19 protein-coding genes are annotated in these 16512 nt (G+C 56.6%); 5 read left to right on the top strand and 14 right to left on the bottom strand.

What is annotated here, in order from left to right; all coding sequences use genetic code 11:
• Positions 1 to 4 precede the first annotated feature (4 nt).
• Positions 5 to 277: a YtcA family lipoprotein gene (locus IB144_RS04090; RefSeq protein WP_002916204.1), complete on the bottom strand. Its 273-nt coding sequence runs from the start codon at positions 275 to 277 to the stop codon at positions 5 to 7.
• A gap of 205 nt (positions 278 to 482) precedes the next feature.
• Between IB144_RS04090 and yjdI the strand changes: the two genes are divergently transcribed.
• Together yjdI and IB144_RS04100 are read left to right on the top strand one after the other, a co-directional pair.
• Entirely contained in the window at positions 483 to 713 is a 231-nt protein-coding gene (gene yjdI, locus IB144_RS04095; protein ID WP_002916202.1) for a 4Fe-4S mono-cluster protein YjdI, read from the top strand.
• 11 nt (positions 714 to 724) lie between these two features.
• Positions 725 to 997, top strand: a complete 273-nt coding sequence (locus IB144_RS04100; RefSeq protein WP_002916201.1) for a GNAT family N-acetyltransferase — start codon at positions 725 to 727, stop codon at positions 995 to 997.
• A gap of 42 nt (positions 998 to 1039) precedes the next feature.
• Here IB144_RS04100 and IB144_RS04105 read toward each other — a convergent pair whose 3' ends face one another.
• From IB144_RS04105 to IB144_RS04155, 11 genes are all read right to left on the bottom strand, one after another.
• Entirely contained in the window at positions 1040 to 2452 is a 1413-nt protein-coding gene (locus IB144_RS04105) for an EAL domain-containing protein (RefSeq protein ID WP_040216598.1), read from the bottom strand.
• Complete coding sequence (locus tag IB144_RS04110; RefSeq protein ID WP_004151788.1) at positions 2449 to 3354, bottom strand: fimbrial protein; 906 nt, start codon at positions 3352 to 3354, stop codon at positions 2449 to 2451. Before IB144_RS04110 ends, IB144_RS04105 begins: the two co-directional genes overlap by 4 nt.
• A gap of 17 nt (positions 3355 to 3371) precedes the next feature.
• Complete coding sequence (locus tag IB144_RS04115; protein WP_004229447.1) at positions 3372 to 3857, bottom strand: fimbrial protein; 486 nt, start codon at positions 3855 to 3857, stop codon at positions 3372 to 3374.
• Positions 3858 to 3884: 27 nt separating this feature from the next.
• Positions 3885 to 4412: a fimbrial protein gene (locus IB144_RS04120; RefSeq protein WP_014906962.1), complete on the bottom strand. Its 528-nt coding sequence runs from the start codon at positions 4410 to 4412 to the stop codon at positions 3885 to 3887.
• Positions 4413 to 4422: 10 nt separating this feature from the next.
• Positions 4423 to 7035, bottom strand: a complete 2613-nt coding sequence (locus IB144_RS04125) for a fimbrial biogenesis usher protein (protein WP_009308599.1) — start codon at positions 7033 to 7035, stop codon at positions 4423 to 4425.
• 81 nt (positions 7036 to 7116) lie between these two features.
• Positions 7117 to 7842, bottom strand: a complete 726-nt coding sequence (locus IB144_RS04130; protein WP_004889897.1) for a fimbria/pilus periplasmic chaperone — start codon at positions 7840 to 7842, stop codon at positions 7117 to 7119.
• 28 nt (positions 7843 to 7870) lie between these two features.
• The gene (locus IB144_RS04135; RefSeq protein WP_040216600.1) at positions 7871 to 8407 is read right to left on the bottom strand and encodes a fimbrial protein; all 537 of its coding nucleotides are present in this window, start codon (positions 8405 to 8407) and stop codon (positions 7871 to 7873) included.
• A 70-nt stretch (positions 8408 to 8477) separates the two neighbouring features.
• Complete coding sequence (gene fimA / locus IB144_RS04140) at positions 8478 to 9026, bottom strand: type 1 fimbrial major subunit FimA (protein WP_002916190.1); 549 nt, start codon at positions 9024 to 9026, stop codon at positions 8478 to 8480.
• Between the two features lie 479 nt (positions 9027 to 9505).
• Complete coding sequence (gene fimE, locus IB144_RS04145; RefSeq protein WP_002916189.1) at positions 9506 to 10114, bottom strand: type 1 fimbria switch DNA invertase FimE; 609 nt, start codon at positions 10112 to 10114, stop codon at positions 9506 to 9508.
• Positions 10115 to 10579: 465 nt separating this feature from the next.
• Positions 10580 to 11185, bottom strand: a complete 606-nt coding sequence (fimB, locus tag IB144_RS04150) for a type 1 fimbria switch DNA invertase FimB (protein WP_004151951.1) — start codon at positions 11183 to 11185, stop codon at positions 10580 to 10582.
• 150 nt (positions 11186 to 11335) lie between these two features.
• Complete coding sequence (locus IB144_RS04155; protein WP_029497017.1) at positions 11336 to 11584, bottom strand: hypothetical protein; 249 nt, start codon at positions 11582 to 11584, stop codon at positions 11336 to 11338.
• 818 nt (positions 11585 to 12402) lie between these two features.
• On the opposite strand from IB144_RS04155, the gene IB144_RS04160 reads away from it, so the two are divergent.
• On the top strand, positions 12403 to 13359 hold the full coding sequence (locus tag IB144_RS04160) for a nickel/cobalt transporter (RefSeq protein ID WP_016530769.1): 957 nt from the start codon (positions 12403 to 12405) through the stop codon (positions 13357 to 13359).
• Here the strand turns inward: IB144_RS04160 and IB144_RS04165 are convergent.
• Positions 13356 to 13862: a MarR family transcriptional regulator gene (locus tag IB144_RS04165; RefSeq protein ID WP_002916184.1), complete on the bottom strand. Its 507-nt coding sequence runs from the start codon at positions 13860 to 13862 to the stop codon at positions 13356 to 13358. The two genes, IB144_RS04160 and IB144_RS04165, sit on opposite strands and share 4 nt — an antisense overlap.
• Positions 13863 to 13943: 81 nt before the next feature.
• Here IB144_RS04165 and IB144_RS04170 point away from each other — a divergent pair, with 81 nt between their 5' ends.
• Positions 13944 to 14840, top strand: coding sequence for an EamA family transporter (locus tag IB144_RS04170; protein WP_004185514.1), 897 nt, complete (start codon positions 13944 to 13946; stop codon positions 14838 to 14840).
• Positions 14841 to 14935: 95 nt separating this feature from the next.
• On the opposite strand, the gene IB144_RS04175 is transcribed toward IB144_RS04170, so the two are convergent.
• A complete protein-coding gene (locus tag IB144_RS04175; RefSeq protein WP_002916131.1) occupies positions 14936 to 15145 on the bottom strand; it encodes a DUF1471 domain-containing protein in 210 nt (69 codons plus the stop codon).
• A gap of 705 nt (positions 15146 to 15850) precedes the next feature.
• Between IB144_RS04175 and mrkA the strand changes: the two genes are divergently transcribed.
• A complete protein-coding gene (gene mrkA, locus IB144_RS04180; protein ID WP_000756959.1) occupies positions 15851 to 16459 on the top strand; it encodes a type 3 fimbria major subunit MrkA in 609 nt (202 codons plus the stop codon).
• Positions 16460 to 16512 lie beyond the last annotated feature (53 nt).

Consider the following 16512-nt stretch of genomic DNA (forward strand, 5'->3'; position numbering starts at 1 on the left):
GCGATCAGTGAACAAAAAACAGAAACCACAGCAACGTGGCGAACAGGAACATCAGCGCGACGTAGCTGAAGACCAGGGGAGAAAAGCGCGGCTGCCAGCCTTTACGGGTAATCAGGATATGGCAGGGGATCAGTAAAAACGCACCGCCCAGTAAGCAGAAAAACCAGCCGGGAAAAGCAGCGCCCAATACCGGGATCTCTGGCGAAAGTGAGCAGCCGGAAAGCGGCAAGACGAGCAGTAACCGCGCCGGGCGGGCGATGGTGGCAATATGATTCAATGGAACATCCCTGAGTGATCATACCAGTGTGTCATGAGTGTAATCGCCTCGTTGCGGGAATGAAAGTCAACCGATCGTTGACTGCGGGATCCTTGCGCGATGGGAGAGCATGATGTGAGGCGTCAATTCCCGCGCTTGCGCATAGTCAGCCGCCACGGCGAGGGCTATGCTTAGCCTGAAAGATAAAAACGACCGAGGCAATGTCATGGATAAGGAATTACTGGAAGCCGGCTACCGGGCCTACACCGGGGAGAAAATCGACGTCTACTTTAATACGGCGATCTGTCAGCATTCCGGGAACTGCGTGCGCGGCAGCGCGAAGCTCTTCAACCTGAAGCGTAAGCCGTGGATTATCCCGGATGAAGTGGATGTCGCGACGGTGGTAAACGTGATTGATACCTGCCCGAGCGGCGCTCTGCAATATCGTCATAAATAAGCGAGGAGAAGATGGAAATACTGGAAGGGCATAACAAATTTTATGTTAACGACGCGCAGGGAAACCAGGTGGCGGAGATTGTTTTTGTTCCCACCGGCGAACACCTCAGCATTATCGAACATACCGATGTTGATCCCAGCCTGAAAGGCCAGGGCGTGGGGAAACAGCTGGTGGCGAAGGTAGTGGAAAAAATGCGCCAGGAGCAGCGGAAGATTATCCCTCTCTGCCCGTTTGCCAAACATGAATTCGATAACACCCGCGAATACGACGATATTCGCGCATGACGTACCGGCACCGGTGCTAACCGGTGCGCTTTTCTCGCACCCTCAACGATCCGCCGGATCGCGCTGGTGGGAAAAGCGGCGGATCAGATCCGGGAGATGTTCACGCCGCATCGGTGGTGAAAACAGATAGCCCTGGAAGCGATCAATCCCCAGCGATTTTAACTGCGTAAATTTCGCCAGTGAATCCACCCCTTCCGCCACACAGCGACTGTCGCTTAACTGGCAGTAGTAGGCCAGGCTTTTTATTAGCGCAAGCGCCTTTGGATCGTGCTGGGCGTCGTTGACGATGCTCATATCCAGTTTATACGCATTGAAGTGCAGTCGACGCGCCGGAAAGATAACGCTCCCCTGAGAAAAGCAGTCGTCCAGCATCACGCGCACGCCAGCACGTTGCAGCTGCGCCACGTGGGCGGCGGAGCGGCTCTGCTGGCGAAAATCGATAGTTTCAGCATATTCCAGCACCAGCCTTGCCACGCCCTCTGGCTGCCGAAGCTGCTGGCGAGCGGCTTCCACCATCCGCAGCAGGCTGTCACTGTCGGCGAGTGAGGAGGGTATGTTGACCGAAAAATAGAAGGTGCCTGGATACTCATTAATATTCTGCACGGCCTCCTGCAGAACAAAGGCCGTAAGCAGCAGCCAGGTGTAGTCGGCGCGGAAGTGCGGCAGAAAGGTCTGGGGGTGAAGTACCTGGCCGCGGTGGCGCCAGCGGATCAGGATCTCCACCCCCTGTAGCTGTGAGCGACTATCGACGATAGGTTGAAAAACCGGGAAGACCTGGCGATCGTGGATCGCTTGTACCCATTCCTGTTCAAACGCCGACAGTGAGCTGGCGGATGAGCGCGGCAGCAGCGTGCGCGGAAAGCGGGGGGCCAGATGCGGATGACATTCCACCAGCTTTTTCACCCCAGCCAGCCGTTGGGTGTAGAGCGTTTTCTGGCTCAATCCGAGACGTTGGGCCTGCTCGCCTATCGTCTGCCCTTGCAGCAGGGCGAGGATCACCTTGAGCTCGGCGTGGGTCAACCCGACGACCCGTTTTCCGTGGATCAGGGCGGCTTCGCCGGCAAGCCGCTCAAGCCGCGGCGCATTCTCCAGCCGATGGGCCAGCTCCGCGCAGGACAGATCGGCGGGGGCAGTATGGACGTTGCGCAGACGATCCGGATGACTCACCTGATAGAGCAGCGTTTGCCGCAGCCAGATGGCCGGGCTGCGGCTCAGAATCAACATCGGTAACGGCGGCAAGGCCTCGTCGAGTAGCCTTGCCGCCTGGCGCAGCGTGGTGAGCATCCACAGGGGATCGTCAGGGAGATACACCACGATCCGCTTCACGGCGGCCAGCTCGCGCAGGGACACGCCCTCGACCGGCAGCTCAACGGGCCGCTTCGCGGCGTTCAGCATCAGCTGGCTCAACCCGCGGGCGGCCAGCGAGCAGGGCGAGAGGATATAATCGGTCATCATTGATAGACAAAGGTGATGCCGATGATCGACTGCACGTTGCCGGCGGTAACCTGGCCTGTGGTCCGGGCATAGGTGGCCGTCAGGCCGAGGTTGACCGGCGAGGTGCCGACGGTGCCCAGCGAGACCGTGCTGTTCGCCGGGACGGCGCTGCCGTTGCGCGTCAGCTGAACGCCTATCCCCTGCGCCGGCGAGGCGGAGGCGGTATTGGTGAAGATCGCGTTGGCGCTGTCCGCGGTGGTGCCGGAGAGGTAATACCCCAGCTGCTGGCTCTGCGCGCAGTGGACGGTGAGCGGCACGGCCATCGATCCCGGGTAGTCGGGGAGGGTGACGGTGACATCGCGGGCGGAGACGTCGCAGCCGCCGGTGGGGACCACCACGTCGTTATTGGCGTAGATGTTCCAGATGAACTGGAAGGAGTCGCTATTGTAGTTGTTGGTCTGATGCAGGATCAGCACCGCGATTAACGATCCTGCGGTGATGGCCACTCCACCGGCAGTGCTCACCGGCGTCAGATACAGGACGGCTGGCCAGGGTTTATCGGTCCGTGAATCATAAATCACCCGCGCGGTTTCCGTGGTGGTCGGGAACGGGTAAGAGGTGCCGTTATATTTCACGGTGCCTGAAAAACTCGACAGCACACCGCCATAGGCGGATCCGCGCTGCAGGGTCACGTAGTCGGTGATCGTTTCCGGATAGTCGTTATGGCAAAAAATCTGCGTGGAGAGGTCGACCACCAGGTTTTGCCCGACGTTCACCGCCGGGGTCAGGTTAACGTAGACGTTGGCTGACCCGCCGCCGATGGGAATCGTCGCCCCGGTGGCCGTTTTGCAGGCAAAGGACCAGGCGTTCATCGACCAGCCCAGCAGCAGCAGGGTGGTGAACAGGGGGATTATTTTTTTCATCATGATGCTCTCCTGGCTCAGGCGTAGGTATAGGTGACGTTAATCACCGCCTGAATGGTGCCTTGCGTGGCGCCGCCGTTGACGGACAGCGCCCTGACCTGCAGCGGGAAGCGAGCGGATTGGCTGGCCTCATCCACCTGTACCGACTGGCTGCTGCCATTGTTCAGCGTGGTGCCGTCCTCGTTCTGCAGTTCGAGCTGAATATTGCCCGCCGTTCCCTGGTTTTTGTAATAGCCGGTGCTGTCCGCCGTTCCGCTGAAGGTGGCTTTCACCCGTGAAGTACCCACGGGGCAGTTGCTCAGATCCAGCGCCACGCTGTGCCAGGCCGATGCCGAGCCCGCACCGATCAGGCTAAAGGTATAGAGATCGCCCAGCTCGACGGTGGCATTGACGGTGGAAACCGTGCAGGGTCTGGCCACCACCTTGCCGTTGACGGTGAGAGTGACGTCGGCCGCCCGCAGGGAAGCGCTCGCGGTTAACAGGCCGGCCAGCAGCCAGCCCACATGAGTCCATTTCATTTCAGCCTCCGCTTACTGAAATTCCAGGGTGAATGTCGCTGTCGCATTGACATGCCCGGCGGTGACGGGCACCTGAGTGGCCATCAGCCGGGCGTAAAAGTTGAGAATATTGGTCTGGCCCGGGGTCAGCGTGGTCCAGGTCATGGTGGATGACGGCGCATTGACCGGCAGCCGGGACTGCTGCTGATCGAGAATTTCCACCCCCATTCCTGCCGCCGCCGAGGTCCCGGCATCGAGTTTTAACAGGCTGGTGTTGACGCTGTCCGCCACGCCGGTGAAACCGACCTTCACCGCGGTGACGGAAGTGCCGCAGGGCGACAGCACGATGCGGAACGGCACCGGCGGCGTCGTCGCCCCAACGGCATAAAACTGCTTCGCGGCGTTATCCTGTAAATCGACAGTAAAATCCTTCGATTCGCCGGCTACCGCGCAGGCGTTATCGCGGACATAGCCGCTGATGGTGATCGTGCTATCGGCGGCAAAGGCAGCCGGTGCGCCCAGGGTGAACAGGGCGCCCAGCAGATACTGCAGTGTTCTCATCATGATCTCCTTAGCGGCACGCGACCGAAAGCTGACTGAGCGCCTGCTGCTGGCTCTCCGGCGGCAGACGGTAATCGGCCACGCACTGAGCGTCCGGGCCATCGCCCCATTTCACCCGCACTTTGCCCGCCAGCGGCATCCCGCTCAGGTAGACCTGGCCGTTGTCCGCGACGATGCTGCCGCTCTGGTTGCTGTCGCCGGTGGCGAGGGCGCCAAACGGCACCGGTTTGCCGCGATGGGTCAGCGTCATCAGGATCTTCATCCCTACCTGGGCGTTGAAGTTGGCGCGGACAATCGCCCCATGGGTGGGCACCACGCTGACCACCGCATCGTCAAGGTCGACATTGTCCGCCAGGGTGTTGGTATCCAGCGCGATCCGGTTTTCGCGATACTCAGTGGCATAAGGCAGGACGGCATACCCGCGCCAGTCGGTGCGTACCCCGGTCTGGTTTTCCACTTTCACGCCGCCGGCGCCGGGGGCTTTCACCAGCACCACGGTATCGTTTAACGGTTGGCTCAGGGTGATGCCGTTGGCGTGCGCCAGCACGCCGCCGCTGACCCCGTAGTAGAGCTGTTTAAAGCCATCGCTGCGGCTGTAGCCGACGTTGGCGTTGCCGTAGCCGCCGCGGTAGTTGAGGGCGGTGTAGCCTGTGCTCCCGTTGTCGCCGTTGCCGCCGCCGGCATAGCCGGTCTGCACGCTATAGCTGAGGTTGTTGTCTTCCAGCAGGGTGCCGTACAGGCCCGCCAGATTGGTCATGCGGCCATTGAGATCGTGCGACAGGCTGTAGCTGGCGCTGGCGTGCCGCCAGACCGAGCGGCTGTCGGAACGCAGCCAGTGGCTGAAGGGGATATTGATATTGATCGCCAGCATTTGATCGCGCCCCTGCTGCCAGGCGTTTTTTGTCAGGCTGTAGCTTAGCGACCAGTTGATATCGTCCACGGCGGCGTTGAGGCCGGCCTGCAGCTGCTCATCGGCATCGTCGGTGCCCCAGTAGGTCTGGTGGCTACCGCTGAGATAGAGGGTGGCGGTGCGCCCCAACTGCTGAGTCACGCTCAGCTGCACCTTGCCGCGCTTGCTGTAAGCCAGATTGTAGTAGTCGGTAAATTTCGGTTTTACCTGGATAACGCCGTCCTGGGTTTCCACACTGTAGCCGCTCATCCGGCGGTAAGTGGTATCGGCAAAGTTATAATAGCCGCGGGTAGAGTAGCGGTAGCCCACCAGCTGCAGGTTGGTGCCGGTCTCATCCAGGGATTTGTTATAGAGAAAACGCACCGACTGCCCCTGATGTTCGCTGTCGTCAGCCAGGGTGGCGTTGGCCTGAGTGATATCCAGCGACAGGGCGCCGAAATAGCCCATGTTTTTCCCCACCCCAAGGTTAAAGGCGCGATAGCGGTCTGCCAGCTGGGTGCCGCCGTAGAGCGTCCAGCCTGCCGGCAGGCCATGCATGGCCGTGCCCTGGAAAAAATCGGGCGTTTCCTGCTGACTGTTGCCGCTGCGGTACTCCCCGGCGGTGAGGGCGAAGCGGGTATGGCCTTCACGCTGGAGAACCGGCACCGTTGACCAGGGCACGCTGAAGACCTGGCGGGAGCCATCCGCTTCTTTGATCGTGACCTGCAGATCGCCGCCATTGCCCGCGGCGTAGAGATCGTCGATGGTAAATGGTCCCGGCGGCACTGTGCTCTGGTAGATTTCGTAGCCGTTTTGCCTGATTGACACCTGCGCCGTGCCGCGGGCGATCCCGTGGATCACCGGCGCAAAGCCTTTCTGGCTGTCCGGTAGCATATTGTCGTCGGAGGCCAGCTGGGCGCCGCGGAAGTTGATCCCGTCGAAGACATCGCCGTTGGTGTAGCTGTCCCCTAGGGTGAGTCGCGAACGCAGAGGCGTGATGTCCCGCTCAAGCCAGCTGTTAACGTGCTGCCAGCGATTCTCGTTGGATGAGGTGCTACCGCCGCTGCTGTAGCTCCAGGTGCTGTTATCGCGCAGACGCCAGGCGCCAATGTTCAGGCCGCTCTGTAGATTCAGATAGGCGTAACGGCTGCTGCCACCTGTGGTGTTATGGGCGTTATTGCCCGTGAAGTTATAGTTAATCAGCCCGGCGGTGATACCGTTATCCCACAGCTCCGGCGGAATATAGCCGCGCGCATGGTTACCCATAAATGCCTGGGGGACGGTGAGGTACAGGCGCTGCTGTCCGACGTCGAAGCGCGTGGTAGCTTCGCTGATAAGCGTGGTCAGCGGCACGCAGGCCGTGCTGTCCAGCGTCGCCATGCCCGGCACCCGACCGGTATCCACACCCATGCTCGCCAGCTGGCCGCGCGTCAGGCAGGGTGACAGACCGTGACCCTGGGCATCGGCCTGGAAGGTGACGTCCCGGGTGGTCATAAAACCATTGTTGAGATAAATATCGACGCGATAGGTCCCTGGCGGAACCTCCTGGCCTTTTTCAAATCCCGACAGGTCAGCCACCGCCGCCGGATCGTCAGCTAAAAAGCGGGGGTTAAAATAGAGGTCCGCCCGCGCGGCAAACGGCTGTGAGCAGAGCCACAGCGCCAGCGCCGGAGATACCAGGCGCCGGGCAGTTCGGCAACCTAAATGATCCAGTCCATATTTCCGATGTGACATTATCCCTCCGGTCCGACGTTGCCCGGCTGTCATTGCTTCTGGTCATGCGCAGCGTGTCCCGCGCGGCGGGGCGCTTCTGGGTTAGCGCAGCACGCCATTCATTTTCGGCGTCAGCGCGCCGTAATCATTAATCGTGCGATAGGTGATGGTGTTCCCGGCATCCGCGGGTAGCTTGACGCTGGTTTTGCCCATCGGCGGTACGAGGGCGTTCTCCAGAATGCGTGTCCCGGCGTTCAGTTCGGTCACCGTCAGGTAATAGGGGGTGGGGTTCGTCAGCGTCAGCGACGATCCGCTACGGCTAAAGGTCAGCTTTTCCGCCGCTTGATCCGGAGGCAGGGCCAGTTTTCCCGGACGGTAGTAGAGCTTGATGCGGCTGATAATCGCCAGCTGCAGGGTATTGTCGCTGAGCTTTGATTTATCCATCGAAGGGATCGCCTTCACGTTCATCCAGAACAGACTTTCCCGATCCTGCGGCAGCTGGTTATTGGTGGCGTCGATAATGCGCAGGGTGTTCTCTTTTTTACCCTGCATGGCAAACAGCGGAGGAGTGATGACAAACCGGCCGTCTCGCTGACCATCGGCATTTTCCACCCATGACTGAATAAGCCAGGTACTGTTTTCATCATTATTGGTCACCGCGAGCTGGACCTGCTTCTGTCCCGCCGGGTAGATAACCCGGGTCGCGCCAAGCGCAACGCCCGCCTGCGCGCTGGCGCTAAAGATACTGGCGGCGAAAAGCACACATCCTGCCAGTAAGCCATGCGCCATCGTTGCCGTTTTTCTCACATTATCTCCTTGTCTGCTCACCGTGTTGTCCTGTTTGTCTGCGGATTAATTACTGATAGGTCAATGAGAACCAGGCCTGGGCATTGGCTGCACCACCGGTGACCTGGCGTCCGGTCGCCCGATATTTGGCGACGAAATTTAGCGTCGTCGGTCCGCGGTAGAGTGATATCCAGCGATCCGCTGGACGATTGAGCGGGAGCTGCTGGCCCTGGCTGTCGAATAGCGCAATACCGATCCCACTGGCGATCCCCGGACCTTCACCCACCGACAGCACGTCGGGGTTTTTTCCATCAGCCACGCCGTGAAAGGTCACACCCACATGCTGGCTGACCGCCGTACTGCAATCCTGTAAATGAATCGCGAAAGGGATTGGGTTGCTGTCTTCGCCGACAGCATGAAATCGATTACTGCTGATCTGCCCCAGATTGACCGTCATCTGCCGATCGCCGGCTTCGACGCGGCAGGAGCTCGCCATTATCAGGCCCTGAAAACGCATGCTGCCCCCCGGCAGCATGACGTTCAAATGATTACCGGCCAGCGCCAGCGGAGGCAGTAGCAGCAGCAGACCAGATTTCATTCCCTGCATCGTTTCACTCCGGTTGAAAATAGAGAGCGGGCCCTCCTGGCCCGAATAGCTTCCCTGCCTGACTCGGGTCTTACTCGTACTGCACTTTGAACGTGGCATCCGCGTTCGCTATACCAGCCGTCGCTGCGCCGGTCGCGTAGTAACGTGCCTGGAACGGGATGATGTTGGGGCCGTCATTCAGCGTGGTCGCAGCACTGAAGGTGGCGCCGTCCAGTGCCAGTGGCGTACCGGTATTGTCGAGGATCTGCACGCCGACGTTGGTTGCGCTGCCGGCGGCAGAGTTTTGCAGGGCCAGAACGGTGGTATTGCTGCTGTCGATGGCCGTACCGGCGAAGGCGACGGACGCTTTGGTGGCTACCGTAGTGTCGCAATCATCCAGCTGGATGTTGAAACCGACGGCCGAACTGGTGCTCCCCGCCGTGGCCAGTTTCGCGGAACGCACCTGGCCTAACTGAACGGTTTGATCGATAGAGCCGGCATCCACCGCACAGGCCGCATTAACGACTTCTCCTTTAAAATGCACGGTCCCGCCGTTGACCGTGGTGGTATCGGCCAGAGCTGCCGTGGAGCTCAGTGACAGGGCTGACACAACAATCATTGCCAGTGTTTTGATTTTCATACTGTTTTCCTTTGAACGATGTCGAAATAACGAACCGGATTGGCAGCCGTTGTGCCTTCCAGGCATTTCAGATTTCAGCCGAGTGGTCCGGCTGCCGGCTCTGCACAGTTTTCGCCCAACCGATGAGACAATTGGGGCCATTTTGACTCGTTGGGATAAATGATCTGTATTTTGTGTCAACCTGGTATTCTGTGGTTTTAAATTCTGCCAAATTTGGTTTTTATGGTAATATAATCTGGTGTGGTGGGAGGGGGTGCGAAAGGAATAGCGATGGAGTTGGCGACGGATCGCCGGTGCAGCAGAGATATGGTTAGAGAAAATTGAGTAATTGAAGGTTTAAAAATAGATAATAATCAATGAGATATGATTTTTTTTGCGGAAATATGGCGCAGTGAGTTGCAAAATATGTCAAATCATTTTTATGATATAAACAGTTTGGCCCCAATTGACCTGTTCGTTATTTTTTTAATTATTTAAAATCAATCAGTTATTTCATTTTTCGTCTTCTGGTCTTTTTCCTCTAAAAGATTATTTCTTTCCCAGATGCCAGCGAAACGTGCCGCATTACTGGCGGTGTAACGTACTGTGTGACGAATATTACGATGTCCTAGATAATCCTGTATCAAACGCGTATCTGTCCCTCTTTCCGCCAGTTCATAGCCGCAGGCGTGACGCAGCATATGGGGGTGAGTGTGCGTGACGGTACCCGCATTTTCCCCGGCGGAGCGAATAATACGATACGCCTGCTGGCGGGAGAGCGCGGTGCCGCGGCGGGAGATAAACAGTGCGTCCGTTTTGTCCGCCGCTTTCCAGCCGGCACGGACCAGACTCCAGCGCTCAATCGCCTCGCGCTCATCAAAACGCAGTGGATGAATCGTCGAAAAACCATTCTTTAATCGCCGCACATTAACCCGCCCTTCATGGAGATCCAGATCGTGATAATGCAGATCCAGCAGTTCGCTAATGCGCATGCCATGGCGAAAGGCCAGCAGAATGAGGCAGTAATCCCGTTCGCCGGTAGGGCCCTGACGAGCAGCCTGCATCATGGCCTGAACTTCTTTGGCGGTTAGAAAACGACGTCGGTTCACAATAGTTGCTCCTGAAAATAGGTATGAATGACCGTCACAGCGAAACCATACGCCATGACGAGAAAGGTTCTGTAATGCTAAAACGGTACAGGGTGAAGATGATTAATCACGAATTGATAACATATTACATTGCCAGACGCTAAAAATATCGTCGGGTGATAATTCTTAATTTTAAAGATTTTAATCATCGGCTCAATAGTATCTGCGCGGGTTGCCGCCAGGTATATAAAATGAAAGGATATTTTTCACTACCAGCCGTTATTAAAAACACAGCCGCGGAAATTTTTTCCCACCAATAAATACCCAGTCTTATTCCTGAGTAAACGCAGGGTTATATTAACTCTCAGTCATAAGTATTAAATAAGAACTTGTGGGAACAGTGATCCTAATTAACGCAGGGTTAATAATCATGAATATTTTAATTTGTCGACCGCTCGCGATACAACGCCATCCATGGCGTCAAGGCTATTGGATCAGCGACGATCGCTGTTTGTCACGGGGATTGTCCCAGATGCCATAGAAGCGTCCCGCATTGCTGGCGGTATACCAGACGGTGTGGCGGATATTGCGATGCCCGAGATAATCCTGAATCAAGCGGGTATCGATCCCCATATTCGCCAACGCAAAGCCACAGGAGTGCCGCAGCATGTGCGGGTGGATCTCCAGTGGCAGCCCCGCCAGTCCCCCTGAGGACGCGATAATCTGATAAAACTGTTGGCGGGAAAGGGGATTACCTTTGCGGGAGAGAAACAGCCATTCGCTGGCGGCCTGCGGCCAGCTGCTGCGAATGGCCAGCCAGCGCTTTAGGGCGTAGATCTCTTTATCCAGCAACGGGTGGGTAGTCGAAAACCCTTTTTTAAGCCGATGGATGTAAACACATCGGGCAGCAAGGTCGATATCCGATATTCGTAGACGACAGATCTCGCTGGCGCGCAGACCATGGATGAAGCACAGTAACGTCAGGCAATAATTACGTGCAGCATAAGGACCGGTATCGGCCGCTTTAAGTAAAGACTCAATTTCATTCTGAGTCAGGAAGTTCCTTTTTTTTATGTCGGCGTTATTCGTCATGGTTTTCCCTTTTATTGCAGGCATATTTTTGGTTTTCCGAGCCTGCGTCAGGTCATTGTTAAATTTGACTGCCTTTTTATTTTGAAACAGCGTGGTGATAACGTTTTAATTTGCTACGAGCGCGAGCGGTATCATGGGCTAGCTCCATTGCTAACGATAAGAGGCCGCGATCTGAAGGATAAAGAAAGGGTGAGCTGGCTGAACTGATGAATCTTTCCTGGGGGTTTCCACGTCCTGTACATCCCTGATCCTCTTGATGATACCCGCATGATGATGAAGGCTTGGGCTTCCGGCCACGGCAAGGCGGCTATCAATGCCGTCATGATTGATTGCCTGTCTACTGGGCAATGTCACCCCAGTAAACCAGCCTCCCTCGCCGACAACCTTCGGGAATGGCATGAGAAATTTCTCAGACAAAATACAACCTTAAGTCGTCTGGATAGCATTCACTGCAAAACTACAACAGTGATTAAACCATACTGCAAAAAGCCTGGTGATAATAGCATTGTCTGTAATAGAGCACATTACGCCGTATTTCAACGGGTAAGCTTAATCTGGTACATGCGGTTGAATGAGATGAAAACTCGTCACGGTCAACGTATACAGGAAGATATCAATGGGAGGTAGTAGAGGACAGGTAAGTATTGCGACACGGTCTGGCGGCGGGTTGGAATGCTCGCTTCGGCGCGGGAAGGACTCACATCCAGGATACGCCGAAGCCTGCCGGTTCACCACTTTTCGTCACGTGCCTCCTGGCGCTTGTCGCTGCGCCAGGTGGCCTGTACGGAAAGCGATGGCAGCGGTAACCAGGGTAAGTAAGCCTCTTTTCATGGAAGTGATCCTGCTGAAGAGTACAATAAATAGCAGTTAAAGAATATTCTTGCCGGAAGCGCAGCATAATAACTGACAAAAAATGCTCGCCAAGAAATAACTTATTTATTTTTATCTGTGATTTTTTGAGTAATTATTCCTGTTAAAAGGTATTGGTAACCAATAACGCATAAAAAGATATAGCTGTGGTATGCTCAAGATATTGAGGCATTCTGCGCTAATACGGTGTCGGGAAGATAGCGATCGGTAGATAATGCGGAGCCTGGTGACTACGAACAATCCCGTGAACAGCTTCGACAAATTCCTCACCCTTCAGCGCTGACGCCTTCGCTCGCCTGTCGTAAAGTTGCTGTCAGGCGGTTTACGTTTACTACAATGGTATAACGATGACGACTCCGATTGCGCTCCGCGACTGGCGCCTGCTGGCGGCCGGGTGCGGCGGCCTTCTACTGCTGGCCGCCGCTATCACCTTGCACAGCCACTGGGGTGACTTTCTCCAGTGGTGTCTCGCCACCCAAATTACCCTGCATCGCTATCTGGTGATGTACCTTCTGTTGCTGAATAACCATCAGTACAGCGGCGGTATCTGGCTGCTGGTGGGGGCCTTTCTCTATGGCGTGCTGCACGCCGTCGGACCGGGACACGGTAAATTTATCGTGACGACCTACCTGAGCACCAATCAGGAGAGCCTGACGGCGGCGCGGGTGGTGCCCTTTCTCGGCAGCCTGTTGCAGGGCGTCACTGCGATACTCTTCGTCTTTATTCTTGCGGTGGGGCTGAATCTGGCCGCCGGCGATCTTAGCGCCAGCCGCTGGTACGTCGAGAAGATCAGCGCCCTGACCATCGGCGTCTTTGGGGCTTATGTTATCTTTCGCGCTCTGCAAAGCCTGTGGCCGGCAAAACAGGTGATTCGCCGTCTGACGCCAGCGCATCAGCATGACGCCTCGTGCGGCTGCGGCCATCACGGCGTGGGGCAGGATCTGCAGGGCGCTGACTGGAAGACGCGCCTTGGCGTGGTGCTGGCTATCGGCGTTCGGCCCTGTAGCGGGGCGATCATGATTTTATTATTCGCCAACGCGCTGGGGATTGTTAGCTGGGGCATCGCCGCGGTGATGAGCATGGCGCTGGGCACCGCGCTCTCGATCCTCGGTCTGTCGCTGCTGGTTCACTATGCGCGCCATCGGACGGTCAAACGATTGGTCACGAATCACCGCCCGCGGCCCTGGCTGGTACCGTTGGTGAAGATCCTCGGCGGTCTGGCGCTGATCCTCTTTGCCGTGGGATTGTTTTTCAGCGTGGTGCCGATCAGCGCCAACGGCGACTTTATCGCCGCTGGCTGTTAGCCCGTTTCCAGCAGTCGCATCAACACCCGCAGCGCCTGATCCAACTGCTGGCGTTCACCGTCACTGAGTCCTGCCAGCAGTTGCCGTTCGTTGTCGACGTGGGTTTCCACTGCGGCATCGATCCGTTCGCGTCCGGCGGAAGTCAGGGCGACCAGCATACTGCGGGCATCCTCCGGATTGGGCAGGCGGGTAATAAACCCGCGTTTCTCCAGCGCCTTCAGACGATGGGTCATGGTGCCGGAGGTAATCATCAGCGTGGAGAAGAGCTGGGTGGGCGAAAGTACGAAAGGCGCTCCGGCGCGCCGCAGCGTCGCCAGCATGTCAAACTCCCAGCGCACCAGATCGTGGCGCGTAAAGGCCACTTCCACCTGCGGCTCCAGCAGCATAGCGCATCGTTTCAGGCGACCTATCGGCCCCATGGGGCTGCAGTCGAGGTCTGGCCGTTCCCGCTGCCACTGGGCGAGGATGCGATCCACGGCGTCGATCGGCGGTGATTTGTCCATTAGTGCTCACTTGTCTTGATATCAAGATATTTGGCGGTACATACTTCACTCACTAATTTACCTTGAAGTGAAGATAAAATCATGGCTTTTCTCTCACGTAATCTGATTCTCGACCTGCTGCTCACCGCGCTGGCGCCCGCTATCTGGGGGACGACCTACATCGTCACCTCCCAGTTTCTTCCCCCTGACCGCCCATTTATTGCTGCGCTGCTGAGGGTGCTGCCGGCAGGTATCGCCCTGCTGATCTGGAGCCGTCGTTTTCCGCAACGCGGCGAATGGGCAAAGCTGATCGTTACCGGCATCTTAAATATCGGCGCGTTTCAGGCGCTGTTGTTTATCGCCGCCTATCGCTTACCCGGCGGGCTGGCGGCGGTGATCGGCGCGATCCAGCCGCTGCTGGTGATGCTCCTCGCCTGGTGTGTCGACCGGCAGCGCTCGCCCTGGCTGGCGGTGTTCTCCGCCATCGCCGGCATACTCGGTATGGCCATGCTGCTGCTGTCGCCGCACACCGTCCTCGACCCGCTGGGCATCGGCGCGGCGTTTCTCGGGGCGATCAGTATGGCGCTGGGCACCTGGCTCTCCCGGCGCTGGGCGCTCTCCCTGCCGATCGTCGCGCTGACCGGCTGGCAGCTGACGATCGGTGGGGTGGTGCTGGCCCCGGTGGCGCTGATCGTTGACCCTCCTTTGCATCAGGTAACAGTGCTGCAGGCGGCCGGCTATCTGTGGCTGTGCCTGGCGGGCGCCATGCTGGCCTATGGCCTGTGGTTTCGGGGGATTGGCCGCCTCTCACCGGTGGCCGTGTCGGCGATGAGTCTGCTGAGCCCGGTGACCGCCGTGGTACTGGGATGGATATTCCTCGGACAAAAGATCCAGGGGATGGCGCTGATGGGATTGATCGTGGTGCTGGCGAGCGTGATGTCTATCCAGCGCGCGCTGGCGCGTCAGGCGGCGGGAGCAAAAACGAAAAAAGCCCCGTAACGGGGCTCGACATTGCTGCGTGCGGGGTGGGCGGCGGGAGCCAGACCAGCCACCCGCAGGCGGCCTGTCCGGCAGCTCCCTCTGCAACCATTCGCTTATTTAGACAGCTCGGCGGTCATATGGACCTGGTTGCCGGTGTACGCTTCGGTAATGTGATAGGAAGCGCCTTGTTCTTTCGCAATGGTTGCGATTTTCGCTTCTGCGCTGTCCAGGGTGTCTGCTGTCACGCTCACCGGATGAGCGAAGCTAGCGAAAGAGACCAGGGAGAGCATACCGGCAGCGGCGAGTAATTTTACGTTTTTCATGGTGTTTGTCCTTTTAACTTTTATGGTGGAAAGCATGTTTGCTTTCGATGGACTTATAATAAGCCTGCTAACTATAACGCGCGTGGCAAAAAGTGCGATTTAGATCACATTTTTATGGCGGTTTGATGGCGTAAACATGATCGTTTATCTATTTTTTAGTTTAAAAACAATGGATTAATGATTCTTTTCTGAAAGGGGGTATCACATGGGCTGCCCTTGTTCAGGGAGAGGAATGCGCCTCATTCATGCTTTCACCATTCGTTGTGTGAATGGTTTGGTGCTGTTTTCACCACCGCAAAGGCAGATTCAGACTTATCGCGATGGCCTTCCAAGGGCTTTTTCTGCATGCTGTTGCGGTCACTTTCTCTCGCTCTGGCGTTAGGCTTGCTGCGCTGTAAACAACCACCCTCGCGTTTTCATCTATCAATGACTGTTTATTAATAGTCGATGGTTATCTGTTATATAACTTAATGAAACGTGAACAAATGTATATTTGTCGGCGAATAAATAGCATTCTTTGACGCCGATAGCACCAGCGAACTTATATTTTTAGGTTCGTTACCTGACGCCTTAAATATTGCGGCTCCCGGTCAGTCGAAGATTCTATTAGCAGTGGCATAAATCAGCATCGCCTGATGTTTCTGGTTCTATGCGAATTCACAGTGTGCTCATTGATTCGTAATTCACTCTGACAAGGAAATGGCAATGAAAAAGGTTCTTCTCTCTGCAGCAATGGCAACCGCGTTTTTTGGCATGACTGCTGCCCATGCAGCTGATACCAATGTTGGCGGCGGCCAGGTTAATTTTTTCGGTAAAGTTACCGATGTATCCTGTACTGTTTCCGTTAACGGCCAGGGCAGCGATGCGAACGTTTACCTGTCTCCGGTAACCCTGACTGAAGTTAAAGCGGCAGCAGCGGATACTTACCTGAAACCGAAATCTTTCACCATTGACGTCTCTAACTGCCAGGCTGCTGATGGCACTAAACAGGATGACGTAAGCAAACTGGGCGTGAACTGGACCGGCGGTAACCTGCTGGCTGGCGCAACCAGCAAACAACAGGGCTACCTGGCGAACACCGAAGCTTCCGGTGCTCAGAACATCCAGCTGGTGCTGTCTACTGACAACGCTACCGCGCTGACCAACAAAATCATCCCGGGTGACAGCACTCAGCCGAAAGCGAAAGGCGACGCTTCCGCTGTAGCTGATGGCGCGCGTTTCACCTACTACGTAGGCTACGCCACCAGCGCGCCGACCACGGTAACCACCGGTGTGGTTAACAGCTACGCGACTTACGAAATTACTTACCAGTAATTCCGTCAGAAAATAAAACTGCCCCGCGATGGGGCAGTTAATAACAATAATAA

It is taken from the genome of Klebsiella sp. K4 (genome assembly GCF_014596785.2).
GTDB lineage: Bacteria > Pseudomonadota > Gammaproteobacteria > Enterobacterales > Enterobacteriaceae > Klebsiella > Klebsiella pneumoniae.